Source organism: Enterococcus sp. DIV0170, assembly GCF_051710765.1.
GTDB classification, from domain to species: domain Bacteria; phylum Bacillota; class Bacilli; order Lactobacillales; family Enterococcaceae; genus Enterococcus_A; species Enterococcus_A raffinosus.
On sequence record NZ_JBIOLG010000001.1, the window covers coordinates 974,768 to 987,918 of the forward strand.

Sequence of the window (13,151 nt, forward strand, 5' to 3'; positions counted from 1 at the left end):
GAAGCCAAAAGATTTTTTTACGTATATTATTTTTGAGGTGAAAGGAATGGAGATTGAAAAGCTTTCAGATGATCTGATTCAACATGGCTTCGAACATCAAATGCAAGACTTATATTTATTACCTCAAGGAGAGAAGTACCGCTGCTTCTTTCGGCGAGGCCCCTTCTATGAGCGCGAAAACTCAAATCTATCCTATGTTAAAAATGACTTGTGTGTGGATACAGCCTTGCAGCTGATTAATCGGTTTAAGTATCTGGGTCAGATGGACGTCAGCGAAAAAAGAAAAGCGCAATTGGGTGCAATCTCCTATTCCTTGCCTCATGGTGAACAAAGACTGCGACTTTCCACTGTGGGAGACTATTTGCAGCGAGAAAGTTTAGTCGTTCGCTTTTTACACCAATTTGGTCGCAGTTCTGAAGTCTATCATGTGCCAGAACAGCTAGAGGTTATTCGAAAGCATAGCAAAAAAAGAGGTCTTTACTTATTTTGCGGTCCAGTCGGGTCAGGCAAAACAACGTTAATGTACAAACTAGCTAGAGAAATAGATGGACGGGTACTAACAATAGAAGATCCAGTAGAAATAGAAGAGCCTGATTTTTTGCAGTTGCAGGTAAATGAAAAAATTTATCAAAGCTATGAAGAATTGATCAAATTATCGTTGCGCCATCACCCAGACGTCCTAATTATTGGAGAGATACGCGACACGAAAACAATTCAAGGTGCAATTCGAGCAGCTTTGACAGGACATTGTGTTTACGCGACTCTGCATGCTGCCAGCTTGGAATCTGCTCATGCAAGGGTTTTTGAATTGGGAGGGGAAGCAACTCTGCTCAAGGAATGTTTGCAGGGCATTGTTTATCAGGAATTATTGCCATTGGATGAAACAATTGGACTATTGACAAGCTATCGATTCTATCAAGAGGATATTTTATATACATGGGAGGAAGGGCTAGAGGCATGCGGCGCAGGACAAAATTAACTAGAAAACAGCGAATTGATTTTGTTCATTTGTTAGGAGATTTATTGGAAAACGGGTTTAGCTTGCAGCAGGCTTTTGACTTTTTCAGCAATGCGAATCTCTTTAGAACGACGATTTTAGAGAGTATTCAGACTGATCTAAACAAAGGGGAAAGTCTGGCAAAGAGCTTTGCACGATTAGACTATTCGAATGACCAGCTTTTACAAATTGAACTGGCCGATTCGCATGGCAACCTGTCTCAGACGCTATTAGGTATTGCAAGCCAGATGAAACTCATGCAGCGTCAACGAGAAAATTTTCTTAAAGCAGTTTCTTATCCCGTTCTTTTACTTCTTTTTTTACTGGTTATTTTGTTAGGAATGCGTCTCTTCCTATTACCGCAATTACTGGCTGGTGGGATGATCAAACCGGATGATTTTTCAGTTCAATTGATTACAGCAGTGCCTTTCATTGGACTAGGAATATTGTTTTTTTTGTTCCTATTACTGTTTTGTTGGCAGTATTTTGGTAAAAGATATACATACTTAGCTCGGTTTCGTTATCTAGCTAGAATTCCTTTAATTGGAACCCTATTCAGCAACTATTATTCAGCGTATTTCGCCTTAGAGTGGGGAAAATTATTTCAGCAAGGGTTGGAATTGAATCAAATCATTGACTGCTTGTTAGCAATTGATGGCAAGTCTTTGATGCAGGAATTGGCTGGTGATTTAAAAGTTCGTCTAGCTCAAGGAAATGCTTTAGCGGAGGAATTACGAAAGTATCCTTTTCTAACTAAGGAATTTAGTCGAATCGTTTTTCAAGGAGAAGCTCGAGGAAACTTAGGAAAAGAATTATTGACATACAGTCAACTAGTTTGGCGCCGTTTTTTCAATCAGCTAGAGTTTATGTGTTCATGGTTGCAGCCGTTTGTTTTTTTACTTGTCGCCTTATTGATTATCAGCTTGTATTTGACGATGCTCTTGCCAATGACAAATCTGGAGGGAATCTTGTGAAGAAAAAAGTTTCTGGCTTTACATTAATAGAAATGCTAGTTGTTCTTTTCGTAATCAGCTTACTATTACTGCTTTTTGTACCAAAGCTGATCAATCAAAAAGACAGTGCCACAAAGAAAAGTGATGCGGCTATTGCAAAAGTTGTCGAAACTCAGATTGAGGTTTTTGAGTTGGATCATGGTAGAACACCGAGCAAACAAGAATTAATTGATCAGGGCTATGTTAAGGAGAAGCAATATGAAGCCTATGAACGCAATAAAGAATAGTAGTGAGAATGGCTTTACACTTTTTGAAACGTTGCTCGTTTTATTCTTGGTTTGCAGTTTTGTTTTATTACCAACAATTGCGCTTAAAAGTTGGCAGTCTCAGTTGGAGAAGAAGTTCTTCTACTACCAATTTGAGAAATCAATTTTACATTTACAACAAGTGGCTATTACTGACCATCGCGGCACTCGAATTGAGCTTCATAAGGACCAACAGAGCATTATATTTTATACGATTCATACAGAGCTGCCGTGGAAACGGCTTAATGTACCGGACAATATTCAATTAGAAAGTAGGGACACAATCTTTTTCAGTGCAGGAAAAGGAAATATTTCAACAGATCAGCCGGGAAACGGAAATATTCCTAAAGTTGTCTTTTATGATAATGGTCAAATTATCTATCAATTTCAAATGGGAAGTGGTCGCTTTGAAAGGAAATAATGGATATATCTTGTTAGAAAGTCTAATCAGTCTGGCGGTTTTGATCATTATTGTTTCGAGTTATGTAGAAGTAACGGTGAAGATGCAGAAGGACAGCCAACAACGTCTAAGCAGTATCGCAAATTATCGTGACCTTTATAATGAGACTCGACGGTGTCGTTTGCATTCTGTTCCTCCGGTCAAGCCGCAGATAGAAGTTTCTTTAGAGCAAGGTCGAGCATCAAACCAGCAAGGAGGAATTCTGATTGTCAAAAAATAGTGGTTTTACCTTGCTTGAAAGTTTAGTCGCTCTATTGATGCTGAGCGGAATTCTTTTGCTGCTCTCAGGTCTAATTCAGCATGCCAATAAAATGGAGCGAGCTATGGGTGGTTATCATCAATTAGAATGGGAAATTTTCTTGCTTCAGCTGGATAATGAGTTGAGCGAGGTGAATTATATCGGGACTACGCAGACTGAAATTTCAACTGAAATAGAAGATAAGGGAAGAGTGGTTCCATTGGTCATAAAAAAAGTAAATAGAAGAATTATTAAAAGACAGTCTGGTGGGAATCAGCCATTATTGACGGGAGTGGATCAATTTGTGTGCCAAGAAAAAAATCATGGAGTGGATTTTATCGTTACCTTTACTGATGGGAAAAAGAAAGAAGGAACATGGATCTTTGAATAGCCAAGGCGGAATACTGTTATCCGTACTGTTGGCTATTTTTTTGTTTAGTTTTTTATTGATGAATATGGTAACCAGTTATCACCAAACGGTTGATTTGGCATCACGGACTGAGCAATTGTATCAAGCTAAAATTGCCAAGGAACTTTTTTTAGCTGAGTATCCTCAATTAACGTCAGAAAAAGGGACATGGGGGTTTAACAAAGGAGAGATCACTTATCAGAATGAACAGGATCGGGTAAAGATTACAGTGAAAATTAAAAAGAAAACATATCATTTTTATGAAAAAAATAGCACATCAAACTCCTCAGACTGATATAGCGCGTGAGCTCATGCGAAAACGAGTGTTTTTATTGTAAAAGATACTTTTATATGGAATTAGAAAATCAATGATAAAAGAAAGAAAGCGATTGATTAATTGGAACATGTCCGCTAAAATAGAACAGGTATCGTGAGTGTTATATTAGTTAGTGAGGTGCAAGATGAATCCAGAGAAAATTGAGACAGCTTTTTCTTTGATGGAAGAAGCGATCATCGCATTGCAGCATTCACTAGGGACTTCTTTTTTTGACGCTTACATCGAAAATACGGAGAACTTAGTTGACAATGCAAAAGTACGTGTGCTTGATCAACAGCCAGACGAAGTTACTGTGAAAAAGGTAGAGGCACTCTATCAGGAATTATTAGCTTTAGAGTTAGAAAAAGAAGATTGGCGGAAATTGACACAATTAGTTTTACTAAAAGGATCGAAAACTGAAAGTTTACAGCCCAATCATCAATTGACGCCTGATAGTATTGGCTTTTTATTTGTCTTTTTGATTGAACAATTGACGTTAAAAAAAGAACAGCCATTAGATATTTTAGATATTGCTGTCGGTATGGGCAATCTATTACTGACAACAGTGATCAATTTGCAAGCGGCTAACTACACTGTCAAAGGAATCGGCGTGGATAACGACGAAACTTTATTGGCAATTGCGGCTTCAGACAGTCTTTTAATGGATGAAGAAATTCAATTATTCCACCAAGATAGTCTGCAAGACTTATTAGTTGATCCAGTTGATTATGTTATTGGCGATTTACCTGTGGGGTATTATCCAAATGATCAGCAGGCTGAAAAATTTGCTACCCATTCCGAGAAGGAGCATAGTTATGCCCATCATCTTTTAATGGAGCAAGGAATGAAGTACGTGAAACCAGACGGCTTTGGTCTATTCTTAGTTCCTAGTAATTTCCTTGAGACTGAGCAGGGACCATTACTGCAAAAATGGTTGAAGGATGATGTGTTGCTGCAGGGAATCATTCAATTGCCGGATGAATTATTTAAGTCTGAACATTCGCGTAAGAGTATTTTACTACTGCAGAAAAAAGGTGAAACTGCTCAGCAGGCTGAAAAAGTTTTGCTGGTTCACTTACCATCCTTAAAAGATCCAGCACAAGTAACAGAATTCTTCAAAAAATTCGAGGACTGGAAGTCTTCTAATTTATAAAACTGCTCAAAAGAGCGGACAGCAATTCAATTATAAAGGAGAGTAAAAATGTCAAAAACAATTGCAATCAATGCAGGTAGTTCAAGTTTGAAATGGCAGCTTTATCAAATGCCTGAGGAATCAGTAATCGCAAAAGGAATCGTTGAACGGATCGGTTTGAACGATTCAATCTTTACAATTAAATATGGCGATGGACAAAAATTTGAACAAATTTTAGATATCAAAGACCATGAAGTTGCGGTTCAAATGTTATTAGATCAATTAATTGAACTTAAAATCATTGCATCATTTGATGAAATCACTGGCGTTGGGCACCGCGTGGTAGCTGGCGGCGAATACTTCAAAGATTCTGTTTTAATCGATGATGATGTTTTAGCCAAAATTGAAGAGTTAAGTGAATTTGCACCACTGCATAATCCAGCAAATGCCATGGGAATCAAAGCTTTCCGTCATATTTTACCAAATGTAACGAGTGTGGCTGTTTTTGATACTTCTTTCCATGCAACAATGCCGGCAACAAATTATTTATATAGTATTCCTAAAGAGTATTATGATAAATATTCTGCTCGTAAATATGGTTTCCACGGAACAAGTCATCGTTACGTTTCCGAACGTGCAGCTGAATTGCTTGGCAAACCTATCGAAGAAACGAAGATCATCACTGCACATATCGGTAATGGCGGATCGGTAACTGCTGTTGAAGGTGGAAAATCAGTGGACACTTCAATGGGCTTCACACCTTTAGCAGGTTTGACAATGGGAACTCGTGCAGGAGATATCGATGCTTCGCTACTTCCATACTTAATGGAAAAAGCAGGAATTAAAGACATCAACGAAATGATTGATGTGTTAAATAAAAAGTCAGGTGTTTTAGGACTAACTGGTATCTCAAGTGATATGCGTGATATCGAGAACGGAGCAGATGAAGGCAATGAAGAAGCTATTCTAGCCTTAGATATTTATTGTGATCGCATCCGTAAGTATATTGCTCAATACATTTCAGTAATGAACGGTGTTGATGCTATTGTCTTTACAGCTGGTGTTGGTGAAAATGCTGATCCTGTTCGCCGCATGGTTCTAGAAAAAATGACTTGGTTCGGCATTGAAATCGATGAAGAAATCAATAAGAGCATCCACGGAAAAGAAGCAGAACTTTCAACAAAGGATTCTCGTGTGAAGGTTTATGTGATTCCAACAGATGAAGAAGTGATGATCGCTCGTGATGTTGAGCGTTTAGGGAAATAGTTTGTTAAGCCTTTGTCCTCTGGAGACAAAGGCTTTTTTTAGTCATTGTTGTGTAAGAAATCCGAAGGCATAATTTTGTTGTATTAGAACAAAACTATGCTATTTTTTTATGCTAAACTTTTTATGAAAGTGAGAGTGACTGTCATGAGTGAGAAAAGAAATATTGAACGTTCTATTCAAGAATATGTTCCTGGGAAACAGGTCACGCTTGCTCATTTGATTCCACATGCCAATCAAGAAGTTTTTGAAAAGCTTGGTCTTGAACATACTGGTGATGCGATTGGTATTTTAACCATTACACCAAGTGAAGCGTCAATTATTGGTGCGGACATTGCTAAAAAATCAGGAAATGTATCGATTGGTTTTATGGATCGTTTTAGCGGAGCAGTCGTGATTATCGGTGAAGTGTCCTCTGTAGAATTTGCCCTAAAGCAGGTAACGAATTCACTCGCAACGATTTTAGATTTTGATGTTGCAGAAATCACTAGGACATAACGGATGAAGCGAGTTATATTTATAGGTGAGACGGGATCGGGGAAAACAACCCTGATGCAAATTCTTAATGAATGGGAAATCAAATATCATAAAACACAACAGGTCTATTTTACAGATAATGTGATCGATACACCGGGTGAGTTTATGGAAAATCGTTTCTATTACAATGCTTTGGTGAGCTCCGCTGTCGGTGCGGATTGCATTGCCATTGTTCAAAGTATTACGAGTAAACAAAATTATTTTCCACCTTGTTTTTCTTCACGTTTTACGAAACCGATGATTGGAATTATTACGAAAACAGATATAGAGCACAGCCAAGAGGAATTTGATATAGCGCAAAAAAGACTTCGGTTAGCTGGAGCAAAAAAAGTTTTTTCCTTATCTGCAGTTAATCAAGAAGGAATCTCAAGTTTGAAAGAGTTCTTATTAACGAATGAATTTTGACAACGCATACATTCTGAGTTATTATGTAGGCGGATAGAATTGAATAAGAGCATTTGGAACAGGGAACAAGGTGAGAATCCTTGGCAGACCCTTTCTACTGTATTGCGGACGACATCTCAATAAGCCACTTTCGGGAAGGCGAGGTGAAGGATGATGCGAAGTCAGGATACCTGCCCACTTGCTGAGATAATTGTATTGGGAGAATTATTTCACCATTAAAAGTGTCAGATTGACGTTTATTTGGTGAGGTGTCTTCCAGACACCTCACCTTTTTTTCGAGTTTCACTTTTTTCAGTTTGTACAGTGAAAAAAGAAATCATTGATTTAGATTAAATTGTGAATAATGATACTAGTGGAATCGCATGCGTAACGAAATAAGCTCATTTTTTCCGGTTTTTGAAAAATGAACTTCCTTAGGATTGTTTTCTTCAGTCCAATCCCTTTACACTGCGAAAAGCAGAACTCGCAAAAAAACAGCCGTAATTCGGCTGTTTATCAGGAGTTATTTGATTTTTCGATAATTGACTGGTGTCATACCAACAAGTTCTTTGAATATTTTACAGAAGTAGCTAGTCTGAGAATAGCCGATATTTTGAGAAATAGACTTTATACTCAAGTTGGATTGAGTCAAAAGAACTTTCGCTTGTTCAATTCGTTGCTGATTTAAATAGGTAATAAAGCTGACACCAATTTCTTTTTTGAATAAACGGCTGAAATAAAATTGGCTTAAGTAAACATGATTAGCCACATCTTCAAGCGTTAAGTTGGTGGTTAAATTGGTATCAATATAAGAAATCGCCTTGCGAATCTCATCGTTTTTCGAATTTATTGTATTTTTTGTCTCTTTTTTGTTTGAATGAAAGTTAAACTTGATTTGTTCACGTGGGTCAGTGTCGTTAAAGTGGTAGTCGCCAATTGTTTTGAGCAGAGCAGCCGCAGATTCAATTTGAGTCGTATTAACTGTCTTTATTTTTTTTCTAGCTTGACGTAATTCTGGGGAAGATTCCCAGTGAGTAACGATCGGGTGGATGCGGGTAAATGGGTTCTCAGTGTCATCGTTCATCTCTACTTGACCAAATAATGCGAATCCAATCAATTGATTATTGCGAATAATAGGTAATGAGATATCTGTAAGTCCAGCATGGCAACGATAAATACAAGGGTTACCATTTTTTGAGGCTTCAAGGCCTCCAAATGCATCACATTTTTGGCAAAGAGATTTAAACTCTGGCTTCGAACGCATAATCTGACAAAAAGGGGAAAAGTTATACAGGTCAGAAGTTTCCTTTCCATGTATATCAACGAGGACCGAGCCAAAATCTGCTGCTAGAGCGAAATCTTGGATTGTTTTGGAAAGTTGCAAGGAACTTTGCGAATTCAATGTACTGATATTTTCCATGTAAGCGCCTCCTAGTCATCTATTATTCTACCAGAACACAAATTCAATTTAAATCGCGATAATACCAATAACATTATTTTGACTAGCAGAAGACAAAATTTTGCTATTTTTTGACCTTAATTGACTTCTTATTAAGGCTTGTTTGGCGTTGTCTTGACATAATGTGATGACAAAATATTAATATTGCGAATAATCGGACTAAAAGATAGGACAAATTTGTTCTATCTTTTTTGTTTATCATAATAAATGTAAGTGCTATCAAAATAATTAGGAGGAATGTTTTATGCAACAGGAAGCGTTAGGAATGATTGAAACTAGGGGGTTGATTGGTGCTATTGAAGCAGCTGACGCGATGGTAAAAGCTGCGAATGTTTCCTTAATTGGAACGGAGAAAATTGGTTCGGGATTAGTCACTGTAATGGTAAGAGGAGATGTAGGTGCGGTAAAAGCAGCAGTTGATGCAGGTGTTTCTGCGGCCGATGCAGTTGGAGAAGTTGTTTCTAATTATGTTATTCCACGTCCACACACTGAAGTTGAAGGCTTGCTCCCTAAATCAGAATAGAAAGGGTGGGATAGCTGATGGCAAACACGGATCAAAAGATCGAAGAGATTATGAAGCGCGTCCTCGCAAAAATGGAAACAGGAAATGAGATGAAAACAACTAACGGAGGAGATCAAAAAATGATTGAAAAGCAATGTGCATTGACTGAATTTGTAGGAGCGACAGAATTTGGAGATACAATTGGGTTAGTAATTGCTAACGTCGATTCCTCTCTTTTAGAAACAATGAAATTAGAAAAAAAATATCGTTCAATCGGAATTGTTGGTGCCCGTACTGGTGCCGGACCTCATATTATGGCTGCTGATGAAGCGGTGAAAGCAACAAATACGGAAGTAATTTTGATTGAAATGCCTCGCGATACAAAAGGTGGCGCCGGTCACGGGTCGATCGTAATCTTTGGCGGGGACGATGTATCAGACGTGAAACGTGCAGTAGAAGTAACGTTGAAGGAAGTAGATACACGTACTTTTGGTGATGTATATGGAAATGAAGCTGGACACATCGAATGTCAATATACTGCTCGTGCTAGCTATGCTTGCAACAAAGTCTTTGGTGCCCCTGTTGGCAAAGCCTTCGGAATTTTAGTAGGAGCTCCTGCTGCTATTGGTGTAGTAATGGCAGATACAGCCTTAAAATCAGCGAATGTTGACGTAGTATCTTATGCGACACCGCAAAATGGGCAAAGCTTCTCCAATGAGGTAACGATGACAATCACAGGCGATTCAGGCGCTGTGCGTCAAGCGATTATCTCAGCTCGGGACATTGGCTGTCAGTTACTTGGAACCATGGGAAGCACGCCTAAAAATGATCAACCATCATACATTTAATAGTGGGAGTGAAAAATAGATGAAATCAAAACGATTTGAAGAACTAGAAAAAAGACCGGTCAATCAAGATGGTTTCGTGGATGAGTGGGTAGAAGAAGGCTTAATCGCGATGCAAAGCCCTAATGACCCTAAACCAAGTATTAAAATCGTCAATGGCGAAGTGGTTGAGCTTGATGGAAAAGACAAAGCTGACTTTGATTTGATTGATTCATATATTGCTCAATATGGAATTGACTTGAGTCGTACCGAAGAAGTGATGGCCATTCCTTCTAAAGAATTAGCGAATAAAATCGTTGATCCAAACATTTCTCGAGAAGAAATCGTTCAATTAACCACAGCGGCAACACCAGGAAAACTGAATGAAGTGGTTGGTTATATGAACGTGGTTGAAATGATGATGGCGGTCCAAAAAATGCGGGCGCGTCGTCGGCCAACAACGCAATCACACGTAACGAATGTGCGGGACAATCCTGTTCAAATCGCTGCAGACGCTGCTGAAGGAGCATTGCGTGGATTTGATGAACAAGAAACAACCGTTGCCGTAGCTCGTTATGCGCCATTCAATGCGGTGGCAATCATGGTTGGTTCGCAAACTGGACGTCCAGGCGTATTAACTCAATGTTCATTGGAGGAAGCAACAGAGCTGGATCTAGGGATGCGTGGGTTCACTGCTTATGCAGAAACGATCTCTGTCTATGGAACCGAACAGGTATTTACTGACGGTGACGATACACCTTGGTCGAAAGGATTTTTGGCTTCCTGTTATGCTTCTCGTGGCTTGAAAATGCGCTTTACTTCTGGAACTGGATCAGAGGTACAAATGGGGTATGCGGAAGGTAAATCGATGCTGTATCTTGAAACCCGTTGTATTTATTTAACAAAAGCAGCAGGTGTTCAAGGCTTACAAAATGGTTCGATTAGCTGTATCGGCGTGCCAGGAGCGGTCCCTTCAGGAATTCGAGCGATCTTAGCTGAAAACTTGATTGCCATGTTGCTTGATTTAGAAGTAGCTTCTGGAAATGACCAAACCTTCTCACATTCTGATATTCGGAGAACGGCTCGTCTATTGATGCAGTTCTTACCAGGAACAGATTTCATTTCATCAGGTTACTCGGCAACACCAAACTATGACAACATGTTCGCCGGTTCAAACTTCGATGCTGATGATTTTGATGATTACAATGTCATTCAACGTGACTTGAAGGTCGACGGTGGATTACGTCCAGTCAGTGAAGAAGATGTCGTTGCAGTGCGTAACAAAGCAGCGAGAGCATTACAGGGTCTCTTCGATAAATTAGGTTTGCCAACCATCACCGATGAAGAGGTTGAAGCAGCAACCTATGCTCGCGGCTCACAGGATATGCCTGAACGCGACATGGTTCAAGATATCAAGGCGGCACAGGAATTGTTAACGCAAGGGAAAACAGGATTGGATCTTGTTAAAGGATTGTCAGAAAGTGGTTTTGAAGATGTGGCGACGAGCTTGCTTAATCTTTTGAAACAGCGTGTAGCTGGCGACTTCCTTCAAACGTCTTCAATCTTTGATGCAGATTGGAATGTTATCTCTGCGGTGAACGACAAGAATGATTACGCTGGACCAGGAACAGGCTACCGACTAGATGGTTCAGAATGGGAAAAAGTTAAAGCAATTCCTAAAGCAATCAATCCGAAAGACATTTAAGAATGGCAACGCTACTTTTCACCATGCGATCAGTGGAGAGTGAAGGCATCAAACATTAAATGTTGAAACATCGTGGAATGATATACGGCGAGAAAATAAAACTAATTTTTACGTTAGAAAAATTAATTCCTTAATATGAAATAGGATGTCAGTTCCACTTTTTGCAGTTAGAAAGGTAAGAAAAACTCAATAGGCAAAATCCTTATGATTAAGGATCGAAGCCTAGTGGAATGATATACGGCGAGAAAATGAAACTAATTTTTACGTTAGAAAAAATTAATTCCTTAATATGAAATAGGATGTCAGTTCCACTTTTTGCAGTTAGAAAGGTAAGAAAAACTCAATAGGCAAAAGCCTTATGATTAAGGATCGAAGCCTAGTGGAATGATATACGGCGAGAAAATAAGACTAATTTTTACGTTAGAAAAATTAATTCCTTAATATGAAATAGGAGGATTAAAAATGACAGAACTGAATGAAAATCTTTTGCGCTCCATTATCAAAGAAGTGTTGACGGAAATGGAAGCGAGTACTGGAGACCAGCCTGTTGCATTTGAACAAACAAAGACAGAGCCTGCAGCATCATCGGATTGGTTTAAATCTGTCGGTGTTGCTCAACCAGGAAATTCTCAGGATGAAGTAGTTATTGCTGTGGCACCGGCATTTGCAGAATCACAAACCACCAACATTCTTGGTGTACCCCACAAAGATATTCTGAAGCAAGTTATTGCTGGGATTGAAGAAGAAGGCTTAAAGGCACGAGTTGTAAAAGTTTATCGAACCTCTGATGTTGCCTTTGCCGGTGTCGAGGGAGATAAGTTGTCAGGCTCAGGTGTCTGTGTATCGATCCAATCAAAAGGAACAGCGATCATTCACCAAAAAGATTTGCAACCGCTATCAAATCTAGAATTGTTCCCTCAAGCACCGCTGATTACTTTAGAAACCTATCGTGCAATCGGGAAAAATGCTGCAAAATATGCCAAAGGTGAATCACCAAACCCTGTGCCAATGATGAATGACCAAATGGCACGACCTAAATATCAAGCGTTATCAGCTTTGCTCCATATTAAAGAAACAAAGCACGTGGTAATCGGAAAACCAGCAGAAGAAATTTCTGTAACTTTATAGTGAGGTGACTAGAATGAATGAACAATCTATTGAAAGTTTGGTTCGAGGAATCTTAAAAGATATGAATAGCGGTGCAAGTCCTGCCGCGCCAGAAAATTCAGTAAGTTCTGGGGCAGCGACAGTAGCGGATTACCCAATCGCTAAAAACCATCCAGATTGGATTAAAACGAATACTGGCAAGACACTGGATGATATCACGCTAGAGAACGTATTAAATGGCTCATTAACACCAGATGATCTAAAAATTACTCCTCGCATTTTGAAAGCGCAAGGGGAGATCGCAACCAGTGCTGGAAGAAAAACAATTGCGAACAACTTTGACCGTGCGTCTGAGTTAACGGCTGTTCCTGATGCACGAGTGCTGGAAATGTATAATGCTTTGCGCCCTTACCGTTCAAGTAAGCAAGAGCTGTTGGATATCGCCAATGAGCTGGAAACAAAATACCAAGCAAAAATCAGTGCAGCTTATGTTCGGGAAGCGGCAGCACATTATGAAAAACGGAAAAAACTTAAAGGTGACAACTAAATTCTAGTTCGGA

At 39.2% G+C, this 13,151-nt stretch carries 17 protein-coding genes and 1 riboswitch; of the genes, 16 read left to right on the top strand and 1 reads right to left on the bottom strand.

The features are described 5' to 3' along the window. The first annotated feature begins 46 nt into the window (after positions 1 to 46). The 11 genes from comGA (at position 47) to IGI50_RS04705 (ending at position 7,015) form a co-directional block, all read left to right on the top strand. On the top strand, positions 47 to 979 hold the full coding sequence (gene comGA, locus IGI50_RS04655) for a competence type IV pilus ATPase ComGA (protein ID WP_438776309.1): 933 nt from the start codon (positions 47 to 49) through the stop codon (positions 977 to 979). Next, positions 958 to 1,971, top strand: a complete 1,014-nt coding sequence (comGB, locus tag IGI50_RS04660; protein ID WP_438776310.1) for a competence type IV pilus assembly protein ComGB — start codon at positions 958 to 960, stop codon at positions 1,969 to 1,971. The genes comGA and comGB overlap by 22 nt, the downstream gene beginning before the upstream one ends. Continuing rightward, entirely contained in the window at positions 1,968 to 2,237 is a 270-nt protein-coding gene (comGC, locus tag IGI50_RS04665) for a competence type IV pilus major pilin ComGC (protein WP_010746556.1), read from the top strand. Before comGB ends, comGC begins: the two co-directional genes overlap by 4 nt. After that, positions 2,209 to 2,676 (top strand): competence type IV pilus minor pilin ComGD, encoded by a 468-nt coding sequence (gene comGD, locus IGI50_RS04670; RefSeq protein WP_438776311.1) that lies wholly within the window; start codon positions 2,209 to 2,211, stop codon positions 2,674 to 2,676. Before comGC ends, comGD begins: the two co-directional genes overlap by 29 nt. Continuing rightward, a complete protein-coding gene (gene comGE / locus IGI50_RS04675; protein ID WP_438776312.1) occupies positions 2,654 to 2,935 on the top strand; it encodes a competence type IV pilus minor pilin ComGE in 282 nt (93 codons plus the stop codon). The genes comGD and comGE overlap by 23 nt, the downstream gene beginning before the upstream one ends. Beyond that, positions 2,922 to 3,344, top strand: a complete 423-nt coding sequence (gene comGF / locus IGI50_RS04680; protein WP_438776313.1) for a competence type IV pilus minor pilin ComGF — start codon at positions 2,922 to 2,924, stop codon at positions 3,342 to 3,344. Before comGE ends, comGF begins: the two co-directional genes overlap by 14 nt. Further along, positions 3,337 to 3,657 carry a competence type IV pilus minor pilin ComGG gene (gene comGG, locus IGI50_RS04685; protein WP_218256912.1) on the top strand — a complete coding sequence of 107 codons (321 nt, stop codon included), beginning with the start codon at positions 3,337 to 3,339 and terminating at the stop codon, positions 3,655 to 3,657. The genes comGF and comGG overlap by 8 nt, the downstream gene beginning before the upstream one ends. A 166-nt stretch (positions 3,658 to 3,823) precedes the next feature. Beyond that, the gene (locus IGI50_RS04690) at positions 3,824 to 4,831 is read left to right on the top strand and encodes a class I SAM-dependent methyltransferase (protein ID WP_438776314.1); all 1,008 of its coding nucleotides are present in this window, start codon (positions 3,824 to 3,826) and stop codon (positions 4,829 to 4,831) included. A gap of 48 nt (positions 4,832 to 4,879) precedes the next feature. After that, positions 4,880 to 6,076 (top strand): acetate kinase, encoded by a 1,197-nt coding sequence (locus IGI50_RS04695; RefSeq protein ID WP_010746550.1) that lies wholly within the window; start codon positions 4,880 to 4,882, stop codon positions 6,074 to 6,076. A 144-nt stretch (positions 6,077 to 6,220) separates the two neighbouring features. Next, complete coding sequence (locus IGI50_RS04700) at positions 6,221 to 6,571, top strand: BMC domain-containing protein (protein WP_010746549.1); 351 nt, start codon at positions 6,221 to 6,223, stop codon at positions 6,569 to 6,571. Positions 6,572 to 6,574: 3 nt separating this feature from the next. Further along, entirely contained in the window at positions 6,575 to 7,015 is a 441-nt protein-coding gene (locus tag IGI50_RS04705; protein WP_218256914.1) for a EutP/PduV family microcompartment system protein, read from the top strand. Positions 7,016 to 7,025: 10 nt separating this feature from the next. Then, positions 7,026 to 7,207: riboswitch (cobalamin riboswitch) on the top strand. A 310-nt stretch (positions 7,208 to 7,517) separates the two neighbouring features. Here IGI50_RS04705 and IGI50_RS04710 read toward each other — a convergent pair. Further along, entirely contained in the window at positions 7,518 to 8,414 is an 897-nt protein-coding gene (locus IGI50_RS04710; RefSeq protein ID WP_218256915.1) for a PocR ligand-binding domain-containing protein, read from the bottom strand. A 283-nt stretch (positions 8,415 to 8,697) separates the two neighbouring features. On the opposite strand from IGI50_RS04710, the gene IGI50_RS04715 reads away from it, so the two are divergent. The 5 genes from IGI50_RS04715 (at position 8,698) to IGI50_RS04735 (ending at position 13,138) form a co-directional block, all read left to right on the top strand. Then, positions 8,698 to 8,976, top strand: coding sequence for a BMC domain-containing protein (locus IGI50_RS04715; protein WP_010746546.1), 279 nt, complete (start codon positions 8,698 to 8,700; stop codon positions 8,974 to 8,976). Positions 8,977 to 8,993: 17 nt separating this feature from the next. Beyond that, positions 8,994 to 9,803, top strand: a complete 810-nt coding sequence (gene pduB, locus IGI50_RS04720; RefSeq protein WP_088931994.1) for a propanediol utilization microcompartment protein PduB — start codon at positions 8,994 to 8,996, stop codon at positions 9,801 to 9,803. 19 nt (positions 9,804 to 9,822) lie between these two features. Next, complete coding sequence (locus IGI50_RS04725; protein ID WP_438776315.1) at positions 9,823 to 11,484, top strand: propanediol/glycerol family dehydratase large subunit; 1,662 nt, start codon at positions 9,823 to 9,825, stop codon at positions 11,482 to 11,484. Between the two features lie 462 nt (positions 11,485 to 11,946). Then, the gene (locus tag IGI50_RS04730) at positions 11,947 to 12,612 is read left to right on the top strand and encodes a propanediol/glycerol family dehydratase medium subunit (RefSeq protein WP_010746543.1); all 666 of its coding nucleotides are present in this window, start codon (positions 11,947 to 11,949) and stop codon (positions 12,610 to 12,612) included. A 13-nt stretch (positions 12,613 to 12,625) separates the two neighbouring features. Next, the gene (locus tag IGI50_RS04735) at positions 12,626 to 13,138 is read left to right on the top strand and encodes a diol dehydratase small subunit (RefSeq protein ID WP_218256917.1); all 513 of its coding nucleotides are present in this window, start codon (positions 12,626 to 12,628) and stop codon (positions 13,136 to 13,138) included. Positions 13,139 to 13,151: the final 13 nt, after the last annotated feature.

Coding starts and splice junctions, on each gene's coding strand:
- comGD (WP_438776311.1), top strand. CDS start 2,209: ATGAAGCCTATGAACGCAATAAAGAATAGTAGTGAGAATGGCTTTACA.
- IGI50_RS04715 (WP_010746546.1), top strand. CDS start 8,698: ATGCAACAGGAAGCGTTAGGAATGATTGAAACTAGGGGGTTGATTGGT.
- IGI50_RS04725 (WP_438776315.1), top strand. CDS start 9,823: ATGAAATCAAAACGATTTGAAGAACTAGAAAAAAGACCGGTCAATCAA.
- comGA (WP_438776309.1), top strand. CDS start 47: ATGGAGATTGAAAAGCTTTCAGATGATCTGATTCAACATGGCTTCGAA.
- IGI50_RS04695 (WP_010746550.1), top strand. CDS start 4,880: ATGTCAAAAACAATTGCAATCAATGCAGGTAGTTCAAGTTTGAAATGG.
- IGI50_RS04710 (WP_218256915.1), bottom strand. CDS start 8,414: ATGGAAAATATCAGTACATTGAATTCGCAAAGTTCCTTGCAACTTTCC.
- IGI50_RS04735 (WP_218256917.1), top strand. CDS start 12,626: ATGAATGAACAATCTATTGAAAGTTTGGTTCGAGGAATCTTAAAAGAT.
- pduB (WP_088931994.1), top strand. CDS start 8,994: ATGGCAAACACGGATCAAAAGATCGAAGAGATTATGAAGCGCGTCCTC.
- IGI50_RS04700 (WP_010746549.1), top strand. CDS start 6,221: ATGAGTGAGAAAAGAAATATTGAACGTTCTATTCAAGAATATGTTCCT.
- IGI50_RS04690 (WP_438776314.1), top strand. CDS start 3,824: ATGAATCCAGAGAAAATTGAGACAGCTTTTTCTTTGATGGAAGAAGCG.
- comGB (WP_438776310.1), top strand. CDS start 958: ATGCGGCGCAGGACAAAATTAACTAGAAAACAGCGAATTGATTTTGTT.
- IGI50_RS04705 (WP_218256914.1), top strand. CDS start 6,575: ATGAAGCGAGTTATATTTATAGGTGAGACGGGATCGGGGAAAACAACC.
- IGI50_RS04730 (WP_010746543.1), top strand. CDS start 11,947: ATGACAGAACTGAATGAAAATCTTTTGCGCTCCATTATCAAAGAAGTG.